Source organism: Marinimicrobium sp. ARAG 43.8 (assembly GCF_050113635.1).
Classification (GTDB): domain Bacteria; phylum Pseudomonadota; class Gammaproteobacteria; order Pseudomonadales; family Cellvibrionaceae; genus Marinimicrobium.
This window is the reverse complement of record NZ_JBNJLT010000003.1, coordinates 373,049-392,207: the sequence shown is the minus strand read 5'-3', so window position 1 is coordinate 392,207 and position 19,159 is coordinate 373,049. Positions and strand designations below refer to the sequence as shown.

At 59.7% G+C, this 19,159-nt stretch carries 20 protein-coding genes and 1 tRNA gene; 7 read left to right on the top strand and 14 right to left on the bottom strand.

The genetic code is table 11. From position 1 onward, the window contains the following. Nucleotides 1-10: 10 nt before the first annotated feature. The 8 genes from ACQCLF_RS08975 to bioB all read right to left on the bottom strand — a co-directional run bounded on the left by ACQCLF_RS08975 (nucleotide 11) and on the right by bioB (nucleotide 6,513). Nucleotides 11-87 (bottom strand) — tRNA-Met (locus ACQCLF_RS08975). Between the two features lie 118 nt (nucleotides 88-205). Continuing rightward, nucleotides 206-388, bottom strand: a complete 183-nt coding sequence (locus ACQCLF_RS08970; protein ID WP_426986406.1) for a DUF3094 family protein — start codon at nucleotides 386-388, stop codon at nucleotides 206-208. A gap of 90 nt (nucleotides 389-478) precedes the next feature. After that, the gene (locus ACQCLF_RS08965) at nucleotides 479-1,453 is read right to left on the bottom strand and encodes a putative metalloprotease CJM1_0395 family protein (protein WP_426986404.1); all 975 of its coding nucleotides are present in this window, start codon (nucleotides 1,451-1,453) and stop codon (nucleotides 479-481) included. 18 nt (nucleotides 1,454-1,471) lie between these two features. Then, on the bottom strand, nucleotides 1,472-1,729 hold the full coding sequence (locus ACQCLF_RS08960; RefSeq protein ID WP_426986402.1) for a flagellar basal body rod C-terminal domain-containing protein: 258 nt from the start codon (nucleotides 1,727-1,729) through the stop codon (nucleotides 1,472-1,474). 118 nt (nucleotides 1,730-1,847) lie between these two features. After that, nucleotides 1,848-2,540: a dethiobiotin synthase gene (gene bioD, locus ACQCLF_RS08955; RefSeq protein WP_426986400.1), complete on the bottom strand. Its 693-nt coding sequence runs from the start codon at nucleotides 2,538-2,540 to the stop codon at nucleotides 1,848-1,850. 63 nt (nucleotides 2,541-2,603) lie between these two features. After that, nucleotides 2,604-4,217 carry a malonyl-ACP O-methyltransferase BioC gene (gene bioC, locus ACQCLF_RS08950; protein ID WP_426986399.1) on the bottom strand — a complete coding sequence of 538 codons (1,614 nt, stop codon included), beginning with the start codon at nucleotides 4,215-4,217 and terminating at the stop codon, nucleotides 2,604-2,606. Continuing rightward, nucleotides 4,214-5,446, bottom strand: a complete 1,233-nt coding sequence (gene bioF, locus ACQCLF_RS08945) for an 8-amino-7-oxononanoate synthase (RefSeq protein WP_426986397.1) — start codon at nucleotides 5,444-5,446, stop codon at nucleotides 4,214-4,216. Before bioF ends, bioC begins: the two co-directional genes overlap by 4 nt. A gap of 5 nt (nucleotides 5,447-5,451) precedes the next feature. Then, nucleotides 5,452-6,513, bottom strand: coding sequence for a biotin synthase BioB (gene bioB / locus ACQCLF_RS08940; RefSeq protein WP_426986395.1), 1,062 nt, complete (start codon nucleotides 6,511-6,513; stop codon nucleotides 5,452-5,454). A gap of 230 nt (nucleotides 6,514-6,743) precedes the next feature. Between bioB and ACQCLF_RS08935 the strand changes: the two genes are divergently transcribed. After that, nucleotides 6,744-7,511: a ComF family protein gene (locus tag ACQCLF_RS08935; protein WP_426986393.1), complete on the top strand. Its 768-nt coding sequence runs from the start codon at nucleotides 6,744-6,746 to the stop codon at nucleotides 7,509-7,511. Between the two features lie 118 nt (nucleotides 7,512-7,629). Beyond that, nucleotides 7,630-8,631, top strand: coding sequence for a serine/threonine protein kinase (locus ACQCLF_RS08930; RefSeq protein ID WP_426986391.1), 1,002 nt, complete (start codon nucleotides 7,630-7,632; stop codon nucleotides 8,629-8,631). 13 nt (nucleotides 8,632-8,644) lie between these two features. Here the strand turns inward: ACQCLF_RS08930 and hflC are convergent, their stop codons facing one another. From hflC to ACQCLF_RS08915, 3 genes are all read right to left on the bottom strand, one after another. After that, a complete protein-coding gene (hflC, locus tag ACQCLF_RS08925; RefSeq protein WP_426986389.1) occupies nucleotides 8,645-9,580 on the bottom strand; it encodes a protease modulator HflC in 936 nt (311 codons plus the stop codon). Then, entirely contained in the window at nucleotides 9,577-10,587 is a 1,011-nt protein-coding gene (gene hflK / locus ACQCLF_RS08920) for an FtsH protease activity modulator HflK (RefSeq protein ID WP_426986387.1), read from the bottom strand. Before hflK ends, hflC begins: the two co-directional genes overlap by 4 nt. 81 nt (nucleotides 10,588-10,668) lie before the next feature. Then, nucleotides 10,669-11,469 carry a glycerophosphodiester phosphodiesterase gene (locus tag ACQCLF_RS08915; protein ID WP_426986385.1) on the bottom strand — a complete coding sequence of 267 codons (801 nt, stop codon included), beginning with the start codon at nucleotides 11,467-11,469 and terminating at the stop codon, nucleotides 10,669-10,671. A 63-nt stretch (nucleotides 11,470-11,532) separates the two neighbouring features. Between ACQCLF_RS08915 and ACQCLF_RS08910 the strand changes: the two genes are divergently transcribed. Beyond that, nucleotides 11,533-12,960 (top strand): phospholipase D-like domain-containing protein, encoded by a 1,428-nt coding sequence (locus ACQCLF_RS08910; RefSeq protein ID WP_426986383.1) that lies wholly within the window; start codon nucleotides 11,533-11,535, stop codon nucleotides 12,958-12,960. Nucleotides 12,961-13,025: 65 nt separating this feature from the next. Then, nucleotides 13,026-13,733 carry a DUF599 domain-containing protein gene (locus tag ACQCLF_RS08905; RefSeq protein WP_426986381.1) on the top strand — a complete coding sequence of 236 codons (708 nt, stop codon included), beginning with the start codon at nucleotides 13,026-13,028 and terminating at the stop codon, nucleotides 13,731-13,733. Between the two features lie 25 nt (nucleotides 13,734-13,758). Here the strand turns inward: ACQCLF_RS08905 and ACQCLF_RS08900 are convergent, their stop codons facing one another. Beyond that, the gene (locus ACQCLF_RS08900; RefSeq protein ID WP_426986379.1) at nucleotides 13,759-14,673 is read right to left on the bottom strand and encodes a cation diffusion facilitator family transporter; all 915 of its coding nucleotides are present in this window, start codon (nucleotides 14,671-14,673) and stop codon (nucleotides 13,759-13,761) included. Nucleotides 14,674-14,781: 108 nt separating this feature from the next. Between ACQCLF_RS08900 and cysE the strand changes: the two genes are divergently transcribed. The 3 genes from cysE (at nucleotide 14,782) to ACQCLF_RS08885 (ending at nucleotide 16,671) form a co-directional block, all read left to right on the top strand. Beyond that, nucleotides 14,782-15,582, top strand: coding sequence for a serine O-acetyltransferase (gene cysE, locus ACQCLF_RS08895; protein WP_426986377.1), 801 nt, complete (start codon nucleotides 14,782-14,784; stop codon nucleotides 15,580-15,582). After that, a complete protein-coding gene (locus tag ACQCLF_RS08890) occupies nucleotides 15,583-16,122 on the top strand; it encodes a DUF411 domain-containing protein (RefSeq protein WP_426986376.1) in 540 nt (179 codons plus the stop codon). It abuts the gene before it with no gap. A gap of 180 nt (nucleotides 16,123-16,302) precedes the next feature. Next, nucleotides 16,303-16,671, top strand: coding sequence for a hypothetical protein (locus ACQCLF_RS08885; protein ID WP_426986375.1), 369 nt, complete (start codon nucleotides 16,303-16,305; stop codon nucleotides 16,669-16,671). Nucleotides 16,672-16,686: 15 nt separating this feature from the next. Here the strand turns inward: ACQCLF_RS08885 and ACQCLF_RS08880 are convergent, their stop codons facing one another. Beyond that, the gene (locus ACQCLF_RS08880; RefSeq protein ID WP_426986373.1) at nucleotides 16,687-18,327 is read right to left on the bottom strand and encodes a cation:proton antiporter; all 1,641 of its coding nucleotides are present in this window, start codon (nucleotides 18,325-18,327) and stop codon (nucleotides 16,687-16,689) included. A 53-nt stretch (nucleotides 18,328-18,380) separates the two neighbouring features. Then, on the bottom strand, nucleotides 18,381-18,983 hold the full coding sequence (locus tag ACQCLF_RS08875) for an HNH endonuclease (RefSeq protein WP_426986371.1): 603 nt from the start codon (nucleotides 18,981-18,983) through the stop codon (nucleotides 18,381-18,383). Nucleotides 18,984-19,159 lie beyond the last annotated feature (176 nt).

Sequence of the window (19,159 nt, the reverse complement as noted above, 5' to 3'; positions counted from 1 at the left end):
TTCCTGAATTTGGTAGCGGGGGCTGGATTTGAACCAACGACCTTCGGGTTATGAGCCCGACGAGCTACCAGACTGCTCCACCCCGCATCAACAACTCGGAGGCATCTGCCCGACCGAGGTGGCGCATTATAGGGGCACTCCTGATACAGGTCAACCCCGTTTTTCACTTCATTTCAAACACTTGCGTCGTCTCCTGACCCAGCCTTCAAACCACGCCTTCTATACGGGCGATCACAAAGCTGACCACGCTCAACAACGTTAACACGCCAAGAATCACCCCTAGCAAAATCCACACCCGGAACGGCTTGCGCTCGACACTGTTCACGCCCCGACGTGTCACTTCATCAACTCGGGCCTGATCCTCGGGGTAGAGTCTCGGTTTTTGCATGGCATTGATTCCGGCGCTGGTTTATTTTGTCATTGACTACCGCTGTTTTCTATAGTGCCAAATCAATTCATAAAAATACACAGCTGTGATTCAGACCCGCCAGTCCTGGCCACTTGCGTGGCGGCTTTGGGCCGCTATTTCACCCAGTTGAATGTAGGTTTGCACGTTATGGCGATTACGGCGACGCATCGCTTCCGACAGTTCTCGCCGCTCACTTTCATTGTCGTCGTCCATCCGGGTACGGTTGTCTGAGTTGCGCTCGGCACGCTGCTCACTCGCCGGACCGAAATCTGTACTGCTCTCTCCTTCAGCAGAGGTGCTCTGAAGAGCTTCCTGCCGCTGCTGCTGGCGCAGCTCGACTCTGGCCTCCGCCTCCAAGCGCGCTGCGGCCGCCGCCACACGACGGTCTGTGTCCGAGGGTTCGGCGGGCGCAAACGCCGCGCGGCGAATTTGACGTGCCTTTTCAATGGTCGCTCGCGGGTCGTTGGGCACTTTACTGGTATCAATCGGCACTTCACCGGACACAGCGTAGGCGACCCCATCGGGACCGCGCTCGTATTGATAGCGGGGAGCCCCGGCATGACGCCCCCCGAGTGCGGCGTGCGCCTGCTCGTGAAGGCGCACCTCCCGGTCTCTCGCCGCGAGTTCGCGAATGACCTCTCGCTCCTCCAGTGCCTGACGCCGCTCTCGCGCCTGGCGGGGCTCACTTTCCTCACCGGCATCCTTACCCGTGGCGCCCTCAGACTTCCGTTCCAGGCCAGCCTCGCGCTCCGCCGCCAACGCCGCACGACCGGACACGGAAAGCGTCAGTGTCTCTTCGGCGGGGGGCTGATCTGCATTTTGTGATTGCTGCTGACGGCGGCGCAGCCAGAGCTGCGCTTCGGTATCGTTGGGGCGCTGGTCGGGTGAGCGAAAATTTTCGTCTCGCGCACTCTCGGCGGAAGGCTCGAGTGGTTTTAGCGTGGACTGGCGCAGATCCGGCGTTTCCTCGCCGATCGGAGTCCGCCCAAGCGGCACAAAAGGCGCTACGGCGTTGGCGAAATTGGAGGGAATCCCGGTGGCCATGATCAGGGCGCTCCGGAATCAGACCGTGGTATCGATCAAATTGCCGAGCATCTCATCGGCGGTTTTTATCACGCGTGCGTTGCTATCAAAAATTTGCTGCTGACGTTCCAGGTTCACCAGGGGTTCCACTACCTGCAACTCGGACGCCGACTGTCCGGCGGAAGGCTGCACAACCGGCGCGTTAAGCCGCGCAATGTCCTGCGCCGAACGCACCAGTTCACCCTGACTCCGCTGCATGCCATGCAGCGCCTGTGTAGTGGCTGAGCCGATATCCATAACCCTCTCCACGCTGAGTGGGATAAATTTTTACGGGATTACAACACGAATACCTTAAGTCTAGCCCGAAACCTGTCCAAAAAACAGTCAGAATCGGCAAAAACCTGAAGGAGGCGAATTACTTGACGGTTGGCAGCAACACTTCCAGCGACAAATACTCACTTACGGACTCGGCCGTCACCGTTTCAAGGTAAGGCACCCACCCCAGGAACGGGGCTCTCAGCCGCTGCCCGAGCGAGTCCACATTCTCGCGCAGCCGGGGCATGTCGGGGTCAATCGTGTTCGCTACCCAACCGGCCAGCGGCAGCCCATCGCGGACAATCGCTTCAGCCGTCAGCAGCGCATGATTCAGACAGCCCAGCCGGACGCCCACTACGAGTATGACCGGCAGGTTCAATACCTTGGCCAGATCCGCCATGGTCTCCACGGGGTTGAGTGGCACCCGCCACCCTCCAGCGCCTTCCACCAGACTGAACGCCTGGTGCCCTAAAACGCCCCGGCAGTAACCGGCGATACGGTCCGCCGACAGCGCGCGCCGGGCCTCAATGGCCGCGATATGCGGCGCAATGGCGGGTTCGAGCGCCACGGGATTGATCAAATCGTAGGGCATGGGCGGATTGACCACCGCCTGCAATTGCAGGGCATCCTCGTTGCGCAGCCCGTCAGGCGTTACCTCGCAGCCCGCCGAGACCGGCTTGACCGCCGCGGTGGTAAGGCCCCGCTGGTTCGCCGCGTGTAACAGCCCGGTGGCGACCGCCGTTTTACCAACACCGGTATCGGTTCCGGTCACAAAAAAGGCCGATTTTGCCATAGCGTAGAATCTCGCAAACGTCGACTCTGGTGCGGCCAACACGCTCGCACAGAGCTGAATTCATTAGGCCGACAAGGGTTTACTCGCCGACAGATAGAGCACTTCATAGGTCGCGGGCAAACTGCCCTCGCAGCGATGGCTTTCGTAAGCCTCCTGAAAGGCCCGCAATTTACGTCGACCGGTCAGCCCACCGGACTGGCCGCGATTAACATTACGCGCCCCCAGCACCTTGAGTTCTCGCATCAGTTCTGCCAGCTCCCGATACCGCAATACCTGCTCCTGAGAATGCCACTCGCGGTCATGAAATCCGGCGCCCTGCAGTGCCTGGTCAACGACGTCAGTGGCGGGAAAACGGTTGACATGCTCATAGCCATCCACCGCCTGCCAGGCCGCCTTGAGCTCCCACAGTGTATGGGGCCCCAGCGTGGCAATCAGCATCCGCCCCCCAGGGCGTAGCGCCCGGTACAGTTCATCAAACAAGGCAGGCAATTGCTCACACCACTGCACCGCCAGACTGGAAAACACCAGATCGATGCTGGATGACACCAGCGGCAACTGCTCTGCATCACCGCACAACCAGTGGGTGGGAGCGGATCGTTCCTGCCGGGCAAAGCGCACCATACCCTCGGCGATATCCAGCCCCAGAAGCTGCGCTTCCGGCAATCGGGCGTGCAGCGCCTCCGTGAAATACCCAGTGCCACAGCCCAGGTCCAGAATATGAGAGGCTGGCGCGAGATTTTCCCCGCCGAGCCGGTTTAGCAAGTGCTCACCGACATTGCGCTGCAAGCGCGCCACACTATCGTACGCAGGCGCCGCTCGGCTGAAGGACTCGGCCACCCGCCGCTTGTCCCGCTGTCCCTGGGTGAGACGCAGAAAGTCCTGAACGGCCCCGGCAACCTTATCCGGCTGACTCAGGTGCGGCGCGTGCCCCGTGTTCGCAACCAGCATGACGCGCTGGCGGGGATTAATGGCTGGCAACTGGGCCGCCACGGCGGCCGGCACCAGCGCGTCGTTTTCTCCAAACAGATGCAGCCCGGGAGATTGCAACTGCCGAAAGCTCTGGCGGTTGTCCAAGCGGGCCAGCACCCCCAGCGCCTGCACCCAGTCGAGCGACGGTTCCGCATCGATCAGGCGGCTCAGCGTCGCGCACAGCGTGCGCTCTTTGCCGTCACCGTGGGCCACCAAAGCGGCAAACCGTTTTAACGTGCGTGCCGGGGAGCGCTCAAAGTCGGCGGTAAACCGCTGATTCACGGCGGGTGCCATGGCGTCGGGCCACTCGGGGCTCGCAACAAAACACAGGTTGCTGGCCAGCGTAATTACCCGGGACACCCGCTCCGGGTATCGCGCCGCCAACGCCACAGCCAACATGCCACCGAGAGACCACCCCATGACCACCGCTTTCGGCGGCAGGCTGGCGGCGATTGCCTCCAGCACCGCATTCAACGAAAAATCATCGCCGCCCGGGCTATCGCCAAACCCGGGAAGATCCAGCGCAATGACGTGATGGTGTTGGCGCAGCGAGGGCAGGAGATCCCCCCAGCTCTGACTGTCAAAGCCCCAGCCGTGCAACAGCACCACAGGGTCCGAAAACGCCTCGGCCACTGCGGGAAACTCGTGCGCCGCCAGAGGTGCGTCCAAGGGGCGCGGCGCGGCCATCGGTAACATAATGTCCGTCATGGCGTGACTTCATCCGTGCCAAAGTCTGCACCTGATCGGTTGCCATCGAGCCTATCCACTTCCGCTTTGCTGTCGGCCAGCGCCGCCAGCAACTGGGTGACTTGGGACTCGGAATGAGCGGCGCTCAAAGTAATTCTGAGGCGGGCACTGCCCGGCGGAACGGTGGGAGGGCGAATGGCCGCCACCCATATTCCCCGTGTTTCCAGCGCGTTTGCCAGAGCCAGGGCTCGCTCATCCTCTCCCACCCATATCGGCTGAATCGCGGTGTCGGACGCCATTAGGTTCAACCCAAGTTGCCGGGCTCCCTGGCGAAATTGCGCAATACGTTCTTGCAACACCGTCCGCCGCCACCCCTCTTCCCGAACGAGCTTCAGGCTGGCACGGGTCGCAGCTGCCACAGCGGGCGACAGTGCGGTGGTATAGATGTAGCTCCGGGAGAACTGGATCAAGGTCTCAATCAGAGCGTCGCTGCCGGCCACGAAAGCCCCGGCAGTGCCGAGCGCTTTGCCCAGCGTTCCCATGTAAATGGGAACCTCTGCTTCGGTAACCCCCAGGTGCTCCAGTGTCCCGGCGCCGGTTTCGCCCAGACAGCCGAACCCATGGGCATCATCAACCATCAACCAGGCGCTGTGCTCGTGCGCGACGCGGGACAGCTCCGATAGTGGCGCTATATCGCCATCCATACTAAAGACGCCATCCACCGCCACGAGCTGACGATGAGCCGTCGTTTTTTCGAGGCGGCGCTTCAGGTGGTGCGGGTCGTTGTGCAAAAAACGTTGGAACCGCGCGCCACTCAGCAGGCCCGCATCCAATAATGAGGCGTGATTAAGGCGGTCTTCAAAGATGGCATCGCCTTTACCCACCAGTGCAGTCACCGCGCCGAGATTGGCCATATAACCAGTGGAAAACAGCAGCGCCCGTTCACGCCCGAGGAAATCCGCCAGTTCCTCTTCCAGCGCATGGTGTTCTGCGGAATGACCGCAAACCAGATGCGAGGCCCCGCTGCCTACCCCATAGCGCCCGGCGGCGTTGCGAAAAGCGGTGACGACCGCTGGGTGATTGGCCAGTCCAAGATAATCGTTGCTGCAAAATCCGACACGAGGCTGCCCATCCACCACCAGTTCAGGCTGTTGGGGCGAGGCAAGAGTTCGGCGGCGGCGATAAAGAGCGCGGGCGCGGCGCTCGTTGAGCGCCGGCCGCAGGGCCGCATCAAGCGCAGCGTGGGGCATAGGAGTTACTTGGCGGCGTTGTAGAAATACTGGTCATTGCGCGCTTCATCCAGCACGCCCGCCAGTTCAATTTCATCCTGCTCGACTTCCTCGGCGTGCACTTCGCGCTCTTCGGGCTTGATACCCAACCGACGGAACAGTTGCATATCCTTGTTGGCTTCGGGGTTGGCGGTCGTGAGCAGCTTTTCGCCATAGAAAATAGAGTTGGCACCGGCCAGAAAGGCCATTGCTTGCATCTGGTCATTCATCTCTTCGCGGCCAGCGGAGAGCCGCACGTGAGACTGAGGCATCAGAATCCGGGCCACGGCAATGGTGCGGATGAAATCGAATGGATCGAGGTCTTCCTCTTCGGCGAAGGGCGTGCCCGCCACCCGCACCAGCATATTGATGGGCACGGACTCCGGATGATCCGGCATGGTGGCCAGCTGTTGCAGCAGACCGGCGCGGTCGGTTTTCTCTTCACCCATACCCACGATGCCGCCGCAGCAGACTTTCATGCCCGCCTTGCGCACATTGTCCAGGGTTTCCAGGCGGTCCTGATAGGTGCGGGTGGTAATGACTTCACCATAGTATTCCGGAGACGTGTCCAGATTGTGGTTGTAATAATCAAGGCCCGCGTCGGCCAGGGTTTTCGCCTGCTGGGTATCGAGCATGCCGAGGGTCATGCAGGTTTCCAGCCCCAGGGATTTCACGCCTTTCACCATGTCGGTCACATAGCCCAGATCGCGATCTTTTGGGCTGCGCCAGGCCGCACCCATACAAAAACGGGTGGCGCCACTGGCCTTGGCCGCACGTGCCTCTTCCAGCACTTTTTCCACGGCCATCAGCCGCTCGCGCTCTAGCCCAGTGTCATATCGTGCGCTCTGGGGGCAATATTTGCAGTCCTCAGGGCAGGCACCGGTTTTGATTGAACACAGCGTGCTGACTTGCACTTGGTTCGGATCGAAGTGGGCGCGGTGGACGCTCTGCGCCTGGAACATCAGGTCGCTGAAAGGCAGATCAAACAGGGCGAGGATTTCGTCGCGGGTCCAGTCGTGGCGAATCGGCGGTTGGGCAGCGGCATTCATGGTGTCGGTCCTGAATTCAGCGAGTGACGTTGTATGGATCAAAGACTCCTATACTAGCGGCGCCATTGGCGCTGTCAACCAAAACGGGCACCAAAGGTTTACAGCGGAGCCGTCTTGCGCATCCCGCCTGCTCAAGCAGCGGCTCCCCACTGGACGCCAGGCATCCGCTCCCCTAAGCTGCGGCTCTAGATCGGCTTACACAGGACCAGCCTACCCAGGGAAGGAACACCATGCGCCTCACATTGGATCGGATCTTACCGTCTTCGCCCGTTCTGCCCGCCGCCACACCATGTTTATTGTGCCTGGCCCCTGGGGAGCCTCTGCTGTGCAGCGAGTGCGAATGGGATCTGCCCTATCTCGCACGCTACGCGAACCGTTGCCGACAGTGTGCGCTGCCGTTGGCCAGCGACGCCGACTATTGCGGCGACTGTTTGCGTGACCCGCCGGACTTTGATGTATGCCGGGCGGCCTTTACTTACGAGTACCCGCTTGACGGCCTGATTCACCGCTTCAAGTACCGCCGCCAACTCAGCGCGGGGCGCGCCCTGGGTGATATGCTGGCCCAGCACCTGCTTGTCGAACGCGAAACAGTGCCGAACGATGTGTGGCCCGAATGGTTGATTCCGGTGCCCATGCACTGGAGCCGTCGATTAGTGCGCGGTTTCAATCAGGCGGAGCTGCTGGCCACGGATCTGGGAAAAGCCCTGGATCTTCCGGTTCACCCCCTGTGCCGCCGTCAGCGCCGAACCCGTGCCCAGCAGGGGCTGAGCCGCCGGGCCCGGCAAAAAAATCTGCAGGCCGCCTTCAGGTTGACCGCCCGTGGCCACCAGTGTGTGCCTCATCGTCGAGTGGCGCTGGTGGACGATGTGGTGACCACCGGGCAGACCGCACGAATTCTCGCCGGGTTACTCAAACGCGCCGGAGCCGCCTCGGTCGACATTTGGACGCTGGCGAGAACCCCCGAGACGGCAACGGCGGCCGACCCCGGATCACCGTAACAGCCCCGTCGAGCCAGTTAACATTCAGTCGCTTGAATAAACCCCACGTAACGGCGAGGTTCAAGCGTTACAATAGCGCGCTATGCTCACTTAATGCTCACTTACCGTCGGGAGTCTTATGAACGACGCCAGCCCCACCAACGCTTCCACTCACCCTTACGAGGCGCTCTCTCCAGACCTGGTGCTGGATGCTGTGGAAAGCTCGGGCCACTTGAGCGATATGCGCATCTTGGCGCTCAACAGTTACGAAAACCGGGTATATCAGGTCGGCATGGACGACGGGCCGCCACTGATCGCCAAATTTTACCGCCCCGCCCGCTGGAGTGATGCTCAGATTCTGGAAGAACACCGCTTTACCCGGGAACTGCTCGACCTGGAGGTGTCGGTGGTTCCGCCCCTGCCCAACGCCGAAGGCAACACGCTGCGTGAGTATCAGGGCTTTCGCTTCGCTCTCTACCTCCGCCAAGGGGGGCACGCGCCAAACCTGGATGACTTTGATCACCTGCTGACCCTGGGGCGGGTACTGGGACGCATTCATGCTCTCGGCCGCACTCGAACGTTTGAGGACCGGCCCACTCTGGACGTGCAAAGCTTCGCCGAAGAGAGCTACGAATTCCTGCGGGAGAATGATTTTATTCCCGACAGCTTACGTGCCTCCTACGAAACGCTGGGTGCCGAATTAATCGAGCGCCTGCACACCATTTTTGCCCAGGTGGAATACACTCCCATACGCCTGCACGGTGACTGCCATCCGGGCAACATTTTATGGCGCGACGAACCCCACTTCGTCGACTTTGATGATGCCCGCAATGGCCCGGCAGTGCAGGATTTGTGGATGCTATTGTCAGGCGAGCGAGAACAGCAAACGGCGCAGCTGTCGGAAATCGTGGAAGGCTATCAGGAGTTTTGCGATTTCAATTTCGCCGAGCTGAATCTGATTGAAGCATTGCGCACGCTGCGCATTATGAACTACAGCGCGTGGCTCGCCCGCCGCTGGGACGATCCGGCCTTCCCACGCAGTTTTCCCTGGTTCAACACTGAAAGGTACTGGGGCGAGCACATTCTGGAGTTACGCGAGCAGCGGGCGGCTCTGGACGAACCGCCACTGGCGCTCTTTTAGGAACTGATCTCGCTCAGTTGCGATCTTCCAGGTAGCGGAAGAAGTCTGAATCGGAGCGAATCATCAATGTCGCATTTTCCCCGAGGGCCTCGTAGGTTTCGAGGGTGCGAAGGAACGAATAGAACTCCGGGTCGGCCCCAAAGGTTTCACCGTAAATGCGAATAGCTTCCGCATCCGCTTTACCGCGAATTTCTTCAGCGGTGCGCGCCGCTTCCGAGTTGATGCGGCGCAACTCACGCTCCATTTCACCGATGATCTCCAGGCTTCGACCCTGCCCTTCCGCGCGGAAGCGTTCGGCGATGGCCTGCCGCTCGGAGATCATGCGGTTCTCCACCTGGCGGCGGACCGAATCGATGTAATTGAGACGTTTGATACGCACATCCTGCAACTCAATGCCCAGGCTCGGCATCATTTTCGCGGCGCTTTTGAGAATTTCTGCTTCCAGTTTCTCGCGCCCCAGCTTGGGTTGCTGCGTCAGCACCACATCGTCGCGCTCCTGCTCGACTTCATCCAGATCATCGACGTTTACATCCCAGTCGTCCGAACGGACAATTTCCTCAAGGTCGGTGCCCGAGACAATGTCGCGGACCACGGAGTCGATAATGTCGTCCAGGCGGTTACGGCCACCGCGCTCATCGCGCACGCTGCGCAAAAATTGCAGCGGGTCGGTAATACGCCAGCGCGCTGTCGTGTCCACCTGGATGAATTCACGACCCAGCGTGGGAATCTGGGTGACTTCGCCGTCCCAGATCAGCAACCGTTTGTCGAAGCGACGAACATCCTGAATAAAGGGTGTTTTCCAGTGCAGTCCCGGATCGCTGATAACTTCCCCTCTGGGTTCACCGAACTGAACAATAATGGCCTGTTCGGCCTCGTCCACCACAAAGGCGGCGGAGTAAACGGTCGCTACTACAGCGAGCAACACAACGAGTATCAGTCCTTTTTTCATTGCTTGGCCTCCTGGCGGGCATCGCGAATATTCATCAGGGGCAGTGGCCCGACTTGCTCATCCTGCACCATTACCACCTGTCCCACTTTCGGCAACAATTTCGCCATGGCTTCCAGATACAACCTGGAGCGGGTCACCTCGGGGACATTGGCGTATTCTTCCAGCATGGCCGCGAAACGCGCCGTTTCACCATGGGCGCGATTGACCCGCTCAGTGGCATAGCCTTCTGCCTCGGCGATCAAGCGTTGCGCCTCACCCTCGGCACGGGGAATGCGTTGGTTGGCTTGCTTGGTCGCTTCGTTAATCATCCGTTCGCGCTCCTGACGTGCCTCGTTCACTTCATTGAACGCGGGGCGAACCGCCTGCGGTGGCACCACATCCTGAAGTTCCACCGTGATAATGTGCAAACCCGACTCGTAACTGTCCATCACGCTTTGCACTTCTTCTCGGACCATTTGGGCGATTTCCACCCGACCGACCGTCAGCACATCGGAACCCAGGCGGTTACCCACCACCCGGCGCATAACGGACTCGGAAATGTCTCTCAAGGTCGTATCGGGTTCGCGTTGCTGATAGAGGTATTTAATCGGGTCCTGAATACGGTATTGCACCACCCACTCGACGTTGATCACGTTCAGGTCACCCGTGAGCATCAGCGATTCACCGCTGAAGTCTGCATCGGAATAGCGGCTGGGATTGTTGCCGTACTGCCCCACCGTGCGAAACCCGAACTCTTGCTTAAGCACCCGCGCCGAGGCCACGTTCTGCACCTGATCCACACCGAACGGAATCTTAAAATGCAGGCCGGGGTCATTGATCGCCACCACTTCACCAAAGCGCTTGACCACCGCCTGCTCTTCCGGCTGGACGGTATAGAAGCTGCTAAAGGCGCCCCACAGCGCTACCAGCGCCACCGGGACCCAGAGCGTCCACCGCGCCCGGGGTAACTTAAGCCCGCGCGTTAATTGGGAGAGGTCGTCTTTCAGATTCCTCTGTGATTGGTTCATCGTTTGCTCCTTGTCATCGGAAACACTCGTTGCGAGATAACCGGGCTGCGACCATAACAGAAACCCGGCACAGTGTCTGTTTCATCCGGGGCGATGATTGGTGAGGATTTCATCCACACCAGCCTCCAACGACCACTCCGTCTCCTGCGGGGTTTCCGGCAAGAAAGCCAGCACGCGCCCTTTTCGCCGCTGATACCGCTCAACCACGGCGGGTTTGAGCAACCGAAGCCCGCCCAGGCGAGGCGGAAGTGAATAGGTGCCGGCGGGCTCAATGGCCGCCAGAGATGGGAGACCCGCGACACAGGCCACCCCGGCGCGGCGGCAGGCGGAGATCGGCACCATGCAGACCGCCTCGGGACGTCGCTCGAGCCATTGCCGCTGTTGCCCGGCATCCCAGAAAAGAAACCTCGCCCGCTCGGACAACAATGCGCGGGCATCGCCCTCCCAGTGTGCCTGCAGCCGCGCCAGCGTGCGTTCACCCTGTTCGGGCTTGATATCCAGTATCCATTGATAGCCCCCAAACTCGTCCAGCCACTCATCGAAGAACAACAACCGCCCGCCCTGCAACAAACGCACTTGCTCAAGCTCAGCGCGGGAAGCCTGGGTGACGTTCAGCGGTATGCCGGCGATACGGCTCAGATCTTCATCGTGCGCGAGCACCAAATGATCGTCTGCGGTGATGCGCAGATCGGTCTCCAGATGCGTAAACCCGGCCTCCAGCGCGGCGCGAAAGGCCTCGGCAGTATTCTCGGTCGCGGCGTCACACAGCCCTCGGTGGCTGATCCATTCGGGAGTGGTGATGGGAAGAACCTCCTTTAGTATAGGTAGTGCAGCAGTTATGCCCGTTATCGTATAGCGGGAACATACATCGTGTGAAATCATTTCATTGTAAGCACAATGCGGTAGCATAGAGCAGGTTCAGCCACCGCCCCGAACGGATTGCCTATGTTTTATTGGATTATTGTCATTTTTCACCTGGTTATCATGCCAGTGGCCGCCATTCACGCGCTGATCAACAAGCGGGACCACCGCGCCGCACTGGGCTGGATTGGTGTCATCCTGCTATTTCCAGTGGCGGGGCCATTGCTCTACTTTCTGTTTGGTATCAATCGCCTGCGCACCAAGGCGCAAATCTTTGCAGGCCATCACCTGCCGGTGATGTTTTTCGGCTACGATCGCAGCAGCCCGCCTCTGCCTCAGGATCGGGATATTATTCTCGAACGCATGGAAAACCCGGAGCTGGCACGCGTGGGCGGAAGAGCAACCGGGGCTCCGCTGCTGCCCGGTAACCGGGTGGCACCGCTCATCAATGGCGAGGCCTTTTTCCCGAGCTTGATCGAAGCGATTGAACGGGCCGAACACTGGGTATTACTGGCCACGTATCTGTTCGGACACAAAGGCGAAGCCCGCCAGGTTATCGACGCCCTGATTCGGGCCCACGAGCGCGGCGTGGCGGTTTATGTTCTGGCCGACGGTGTGGGCACCTGTTACTCCTTCCGCACGGCCGTGCGTTTGCTTCGTCGAGCGGGTGTGGCGGTGGCGCTATTTACTCCGCCCTCTCTCGTTCCGCCTTCTCTGGACATCAATCTGCGCAACCACCGCAAAATCGTGGTCGTGGATCAACGGGAAGGTTTTTTCGGCGGTATTAATATCGACGCGCGGCACATGGTAAACGATCCCGGTAATCGACACCCCACCGAAGACATGCACTTTCAAGCCGAAGGCCCCTTGGTCGCCGAGCTGACACAACTGTTCAGCCGCGACTGGGAGTTGGTGACCGGGCGAGCCCTCGATCTGGAATCACTCTCGTGCATTCCGGCCGGTGAAAGCGTCTGCCGACTGATTGACGACGGCCCCCACGACAACCTCAACTATCTCTCCATGACGCTGATTGGTGTGTTCTCCGCTGCCCGTCACAGAATCCGCATCATGACCCCCTACTTCCTGCCCAACCACGAAATGGTGGCCGCCCTGCAGGCGGCGGTGTTGCGAGGCGTGAGCGTACAAATTATTTTGCCCGAGCGCAGCAACCTGCGCTTTGTCGACTGGGCGACCCGCAATATGCTGTGGGAGCTGCTGCTGTGGGATATCGATGTGCAATACAAGGCGGCGCCTTTTGCGCACACCAAGCTAGTGCTGGTGGATGAGGATTATGTGATGACCGGCTCTGCCAATCTGGACGCCCGCAGCCTGCGTCTCAACTTCGAACTCGGCGTGGAATGGTTCGACGCCGCTCTGGCCCTGAAATTGCACACACATCTGGATCAAGCCGCCGCCGTCAGCCGCCCACTGACCCTGCAGGAGCTGGATCGTCGGCCTCTGTGGAAACGCCTCAGGGATGCGTTTTTCTGGCTGTTTTCCAGTTATCTTTAAACTGTCCAGCTACTTTTAACCTGTAAAGAACTCTCTATGTCTCTCGGCAACAACGGATACAGCGCATGACCTCACACGATTGGTTCAACCTTCTGGCGGCCGCCTGGTTTTTCGCGCTCTGGGTGGGGTATGCCCGCTTCGCACGCCATCGCGCCAAGGTTTCCTATAGTTTGTCCTCAGTGTTGCAGATCTACCGCAAGCGCTGGATGCAGGCGATGCTGCGCCGGGAAAATCGCATCGGAGATACCGCATTGATTGCCGGGCTGGAGCGGCAGACCACCTTCCTTGCCTCCACCTCCATGTTCATCATCGCCGGTTTGGTCACTGTGCTCGCATCCATTGATCAGGTATACGACACTCTGGTGACCCTGCCCTTTGTCAACCGGGAAATGACCCCACGCCAGCTGCAGTTCAAAATCCTGTTGCTGCTCGGCATTTATGTGTACGCCTTTTTCACCCTGACCTGGGCGGTTCGCCAGTACGGGTTTAGCGCGATCCTGCTGGGTGCTGCACCGCTGACCAACGACGATAGTGTGACCGAGGAAGAACGGTTCCGCTACGCCACGAACAGCGCCAAGATCATTGACCAGGCCGGACACAGTTACAATTACGGGTTGCGGGCCTACTACTTCTCCCTGTCGGTGCTGCCCTGGATGTTTAACACCTGGCTGTTTGCCCTGGCCACGACGCTGACGGTGGCCGTGCTGTATCGCCGGGAATTTCATTCCCGCCCATTACAAACACTGGCGCAAGAGGTGCGCGACTCTGGCTAAGCGCACACTCATTCAACGCTACCATTCACCGCAACTCTAAAGAACGAGCATCGGTGCCGTGACTGCCCAGGGGTTCAATATGCACCATGGATTCCACCCCCAGGGCGCGCATGCGCTGCTCCGCCAGATCCGCCAGTTCATGCGCCCGCCGCACATTCCAGTCACCGGGAACCTGCAGATCCACTTCGGCGAACTGTTGGGCGCCGGACTCCCGGGTACGCAGCTGATGAAAGCCGCACTCCGACGGTGCCACCTCACGCAACACTTCGCGCAACACCGCCTCCAGCGCCTGGAGCGTCTCCGGAGCCAGCGCACGATCCATCAGCCCACCCGCCGCACGCAGCAGCAACTTCCCGCCCTCCAGCAAAATATGCACCGCCACGGCCATGGCGACTACCGGGTCCAACCACAACCAGCCACTCCACTGAGCCAGACCCACGCCCAGCACGACACCGGCCGTGGTCCAGACATCGGTCATCAAATGGCGGCCATCCGCCTCCAGCGCGGGAGAGCGGAACACACGACTGAAACGCAGCAGAGCCATGGCCACCAGCCCATTGATCACACTCGCCGCCACCGATAAGGCGGTACCCAGGTTAAGGGCCTGCAATTCACTGGGATTCAACAAGCGCTCTCCGGCGGCCGCCAGGATGGCCAGCGCCGCCAGCACAATCATGCCGCCTTCAAAGGCGGCCGAAAAATACTCCGCCTTACCGTGCCCGAAGGGGTGGCCGGCATCAGGCGGGCGGCGCGCGTACACCAGCATGACCAGCGCAAAGGCCGCCGCCAGTAAATTGACCACTGACTCCAGCGCATCGGACAGGTAACCCACCGACCCAGTCAATTGCCAGGCCAGCCCTTTCAGACCCATAGTCACCAGTGCCGCCAATAGAGAAAGCCACAACAGGTGCTGGGGTTTCCATCCACGAGTCCTACGCATCGCTATCGCCTCGCTCATCAGACACTAAAGTCTAGCATCCGGGGTGGAAATCCTGAGCGTCCGGCCCAATAATGGAGGCTGCATGCATATCTCCGAACAGGATGGCCTATGACCGCCCAACTCGCCCCCGTCAATCAGGATGCCGTCTGGGAAGACATTCGACGCCAAACCCGCCGTCAGGCCGAGGCCGAGCCGGTGTTGGCCAGTTTTCTCCACACCACCATTTTGAACCACGACACACTGGAAGCCGCGCTGAGCTTTCACCTGGCCAATAAATTGGACAGCGCCGCCATGCCCGCCATGATGGTGCGCGAAGTGATAGAAAACGCGCTGAACGACGATCCCGCCATTGGCCGAGCGGTGCGCGCCGACCTGCTGGCCATCAACGAGCGGGACTCCGCCTGCGACTCCTCCAGCACGCCGTTCCTCTACTTCAAGGGATTCCATGCTCTGCAATCCTACCGGATCGCTCACTGGCTATGGCGCCGCGGACGCCAATCGCTGGCGCTTTTCCTGCAAAACCGTATCTCCGTGGTGTTTGCCGTGGACATTCACCCTGCGGCTCGCATTGGCGAAGGGATTATGTTCGATCACGCCACGGGCATTGTCATCGGTGAAACGGCGGTGGTGGACGACAATGTCTCCATCATGCAGTCCGTCACCCTCGGCGGCACCGGAAAAGAAAGCGGGGACCGCCACCCCAAAGTCCGTAAAGGCGTACTCATTGGTGCCGGGGCCAAAATTCTCGGCAATATCGAAGTTGGCGAATGCGCGACGGTCGGGGCCGGAAGTGTCGTGCTCTCACCGGTGCCAGCGCGCAAAATTGCCGCCGGCGTACCGGCCCGCATTCTCGGTGATAGCCGCTGCCAGCAGCCGTCACGGACCATGGACCATCGCCTGGAGAGCTGAATGATGCGGCCTGTTTTCCTTTACGCCCTGCTGCTTGGTCCCGCCCTGGCGGCGGCTTTCACCGCCTGCGGCGACCCGGCCAACCCAGCTGGGACGGACGATGTCTCGGCGGTCTCGAGCTCACCGTCCTCTGACGCTCCCATCGTGCCCCTGACGATCTACAAAAGCCCCACCTGCGGCTGCTGTGAAGACTGGATCACTCATATGGAAGCGTCCGGATTTTCCGCTCACATTGAGCATCCCAGCCAGCTGGCTCGGGTTAAAAGTGAGCTCGGTATTGCGCCGGAGCACAGTTCTTGTCACACGGGGGTGTCAGAGGACGGCTTCGTGTTCGAGGGGCATGTGCCCGCCAAACTGGTACAGCGCTTTCTGGAAAATCCGCCTGAGGACGCTCTGGGGCTGTCTGTACCGCGTATGCCTGTGGGTAGCCCAGGCATGGAAATGGGGCAACGATTCGAGCCCTACGACGTTCTTTTGTTGAAAACCGATGGAAACAGCGAGCGTTACGCTCGTATTGACCGCCCCGAACAGCAGTATTGATTGCACTGTCCCGGTGCACCCGGCACGACGATCGCTCACCCGAACAGCACTCTCGGTCACCATATAGCGGCATCGCGTGATCAAGAGCGCCGCTTAACAGCGTTGCCGGACCCAAAGAGCGCTCTGGCCAGCTTTTTGCAACACATTACCACCCGTTGCCTCTGAGAGCCGGAGAACCGAATGCAGTACACCAAACCGATGATTGAGCTGGTGTTTGAAATTCGGCGGCGTGTTCCCGCCGACGTGAAACCGTCGGTCAAACTGGCCAACCCCGAATTACTGGACGAGCTGGCAGACTACCATCATCGTTGCCGGGACGTCATTTGCCAGACGCTGATCAAGGAGCTGCTGCAACTGGCCGGTGATCCCTGGGATCACGCCCTGAGCGATGCCAAGCAGCAGGCCGAAGAGGCACAAGCCGCCGCCCGGCCTCGCAAAATCACCAAAGTCTACCGTGGCCAGGTGACACTGGAAGAATCCCCCCCCAAAAACAGCGACGAGGACAAAAGCCGCCGCAAACGGGTGTACCGCGGGCAGGTTATCGAATAGTCCCCCTCAACCCGTTCAAATCGCCTGCAGGCGCTCACCGATCACTTCGGCGGCATCGATAAAGGGCATCAGCACCTGATCGGCACCCGCTTCCTGCAACGTGTTGGCATGGGCAGAGTGATGAGCCGTCAGCACCACTTTCCCCCGATACCCCTGAGTCCTCAGCGTTTTCAGCAATGTGAGATTACCTTGCAATTGCGGCATGGTACTGATGACATAGCGGGCACTGTGCAGTGGCAGTTGCTCGGCGAGATCAGGATCTTCGAGATCCCCGTACTGGGTATCGACGCCTTCCAGTTTCAAGCGCTTTACCGTTTGCGGATCAAAGTCCACCCCCAGTACCACAAGCCCCTGTTTACGCAACTGCCTGACGACATTACCTCCATAACGCCCCAGTCCGAACACAATGGCATCCACGTGGCGTGAGGTGCTGACCCGCACGTCACTTTCCCGAAAAGGCGCCTTTTGTTCAAACAGGGATAGACTTGAAGAAAGCCGCTCGAACAACGGATGAGAATAGAGAATCATATAGGTGGACAAGCCGATGGTGATCAGCCCGACCAGGGTAATCAAGCCCACGACGTCCTCGCTGATATGGCCCAAACTCAGCCCCAACGCGGCGAAAATCAGGGAGAATTCGCTGATCTGTGCGACCGTCAAGCCGGCCAAAAACCCCGTGCGCTTCCGGTAGCCCATCAAGCCCATGATGATCATGACGATCAACGGGTTGCCAATCAGGACAAACAGCGACAGCAGCACGGCGGCCCCCATCTGCGCGCCCAGTAGCGACAAATCCAGGTGCGCCCCCAGATTAATAAAGAAAAACAGCAGCAGGAAGTCCCGGATACTGACCAGCCGACCGCTGATCACCTCCCGATAATGCGTGGAGGCCAGCGACACTCCCGCGAGAAATGCCCCCACCTCCCGACTGAACCCCATCAGCTCACTGACCGCCGCCAGCAACACGGCCCAGGCAATGGCGAACAAGACCAGCAGCTCTTGGGAGCCCGCGAGATAATGCGTCAGCGAGGGTAGCGCCCAACGCATCATGACACCGGTGACAGCGACCAGCAGTGCCCCCTTTAGCACCACGCCCAGCACGATCAGGCCCATGGAGCCGTCCCCATCCTGCCCCAGCGCAGAGAGCACAATCATTACCAGGATGACGACAATGTCCTGCACAATCAGAAAACCGACCGCAATCTGACCGTGCAGAGAATCAATTTCTTTCTTATCGGACAACAATTTAACAATGATGATGGTGCTGGAAAAGGTGAGCGCCACCGCGATATACAGCGAAGCCGTGGGCGAAAATCCCAGCCCTAAGGCGATCAAAAAACCGAACAGTGATGTAAAGACAACCTGGCCAAGGCCGGTCGACAAGGCCACGCCACCGGTCGTGCGAATCAGGCCGAGATCCAGTTTAAGTCCGACCACGAACAATAAAATGGCAATGCCGATATCGGACAGAAGATGAATCTGATCAAGGGAGTAAATAATATCCAGAACCGACGGACCGCAAACAATGCCCAGGGCGATAAACGCCACAATCAGGGGTTGCTTGAGCAGGCGTGCTGCCACACCAAACAGGGCCGCCAACGTTAACAGCAGGGCAAACTCCACGAAGGGGTTGGCAGCAATCAGCTCGCCGGGCATTGCAGTTCTCCTGATTCAGCCGTTGTGAGCCACTCAGGGCTTGGTCGGCCACACTATAGCAAGGCCGCACCGGGGCGCGGTTGCGCTGAATCAAAACCGGCCCAATCGCGGCGTCGGGAGAATTGAGGACGCAAGAAGTCCATCTGATCGCCGCGAATACGGTCGCTATTGATCAGCGCCAGGTATTCGGCAGTATTCGGGCAAAAAGGCAGGGCCAGCAGTTCCATGCCGATATCGGCCAGTAACTGGTTCCCTTTGCGCTGGTTACACCGCTTGCAGGCAGCGACCACGTTGTTCCACCGGTCTCGACCGCCGCGACTGATGGGGTGTACATGGTCGCGGGAGAGCTGATCAACACTGAAGAAGTTACCGCAGTAAAGGCACTGGTGATGGTCGCGGGCAAACAGGGCGGTATTGGTCAGCGGCGGAACCAGTCGCATACGACCCATGCGGCCGCCTCCGCAGGCGATAATGGCAGGAAGATCGATCCGGGTGCGGTGCCCAGTGACTCTTGACTGCCCACCATAAACGCGCCGCACCTGGCCGCCCAGTGTCCATTGCACAAGATCCCGGGCGTAGAGGCAGACGGCCTCTTTCCAGTTCAGCCACTCAAGCGGCTGACCGGCGATATTGAGCCGAAGAATACGCGCTTCCATCGACACCTCCAGTGACCGCCGAGTGCGCTCACGAAAGCCGACTGTCTGTGGCGGTGAGGCCACCAGCATTCGGTCACGTACTGACTATATCAATACTCTGGTTGTTAACTATGACGCGAATGTGTCAAAACTTCTAGTTATTTCAAAGAAAATGACATTGATCGAAAAAAGAGGGG

Excerpts from the sequence above, each read along its gene's own strand:
- ACQCLF_RS08970 (WP_426986406.1), bottom strand. The coding sequence starts at position 388 with ATGCAAAAACCGAGACTCTACCCCGAGGATCAGGCCCGAGTTGATGAA.
- hflK (WP_426986387.1), bottom strand. The coding sequence starts at position 10,587 with ATGAACCAATCACAGAGGAATCTGAAAGACGACCTCTCCCAATTAACG.
- bioB (WP_426986395.1), bottom strand. The coding sequence starts at position 6,513 with ATGAATGCCGCTGCCCAACCGCCGATTCGCCACGACTGGACCCGCGAC.
- ACQCLF_RS08930 (WP_426986391.1), top strand. The coding sequence starts at position 7,630 with ATGAACGACGCCAGCCCCACCAACGCTTCCACTCACCCTTACGAGGCG.
- bioD (WP_426986400.1), bottom strand. The coding sequence starts at position 2,540 with ATGGCAAAATCGGCCTTTTTTGTGACCGGAACCGATACCGGTGTTGGT.
- ACQCLF_RS08935 (WP_426986393.1), top strand. The coding sequence starts at position 6,744 with ATGCGCCTCACATTGGATCGGATCTTACCGTCTTCGCCCGTTCTGCCC.
- ACQCLF_RS08890 (WP_426986376.1), top strand. The coding sequence starts at position 15,583 with ATGATGCGGCCTGTTTTCCTTTACGCCCTGCTGCTTGGTCCCGCCCTG.
- bioF (WP_426986397.1), bottom strand. The coding sequence starts at position 5,446 with ATGCCCCACGCTGCGCTTGATGCGGCCCTGCGGCCGGCGCTCAACGAG.
- ACQCLF_RS08880 (WP_426986373.1), bottom strand. The coding sequence starts at position 18,327 with ATGCCCGGCGAGCTGATTGCTGCCAACCCCTTCGTGGAGTTTGCCCTG.
- hflC (WP_426986389.1), bottom strand. The coding sequence starts at position 9,580 with ATGAAAAAAGGACTGATACTCGTTGTGTTGCTCGCTGTAGTAGCGACC.
- cysE (WP_426986377.1), top strand. The coding sequence starts at position 14,782 with ATGACCGCCCAACTCGCCCCCGTCAATCAGGATGCCGTCTGGGAAGAC.
- bioC (WP_426986399.1), bottom strand. The coding sequence starts at position 4,217 with ATGACGGACATTATGTTACCGATGGCCGCGCCGCGCCCCTTGGACGCA.
- ACQCLF_RS08875 (WP_426986371.1), bottom strand. The coding sequence starts at position 18,983 with ATGGAAGCGCGTATTCTTCGGCTCAATATCGCCGGTCAGCCGCTTGAG.
- ACQCLF_RS08960 (WP_426986402.1), bottom strand. The coding sequence starts at position 1,729 with ATGGATATCGGCTCAGCCACTACACAGGCGCTGCATGGCATGCAGCGG.
- ACQCLF_RS08900 (WP_426986379.1), bottom strand. The coding sequence starts at position 14,673 with ATGCGTAGGACTCGTGGATGGAAACCCCAGCACCTGTTGTGGCTTTCT.
- ACQCLF_RS08965 (WP_426986404.1), bottom strand. The coding sequence starts at position 1,453 with ATGGCCACCGGGATTCCCTCCAATTTCGCCAACGCCGTAGCGCCTTTT.
- ACQCLF_RS08915 (WP_426986385.1), bottom strand. The coding sequence starts at position 11,469 with ATGATTTCACACGATGTATGTTCCCGCTATACGATAACGGGCATAACT.
- ACQCLF_RS08905 (WP_426986381.1), top strand. The coding sequence starts at position 13,026 with ATGACCTCACACGATTGGTTCAACCTTCTGGCGGCCGCCTGGTTTTTC.
- ACQCLF_RS08885 (WP_426986375.1), top strand. The coding sequence starts at position 16,303 with ATGCAGTACACCAAACCGATGATTGAGCTGGTGTTTGAAATTCGGCGG.
- ACQCLF_RS08910 (WP_426986383.1), top strand. The coding sequence starts at position 11,533 with ATGTTTTATTGGATTATTGTCATTTTTCACCTGGTTATCATGCCAGTG.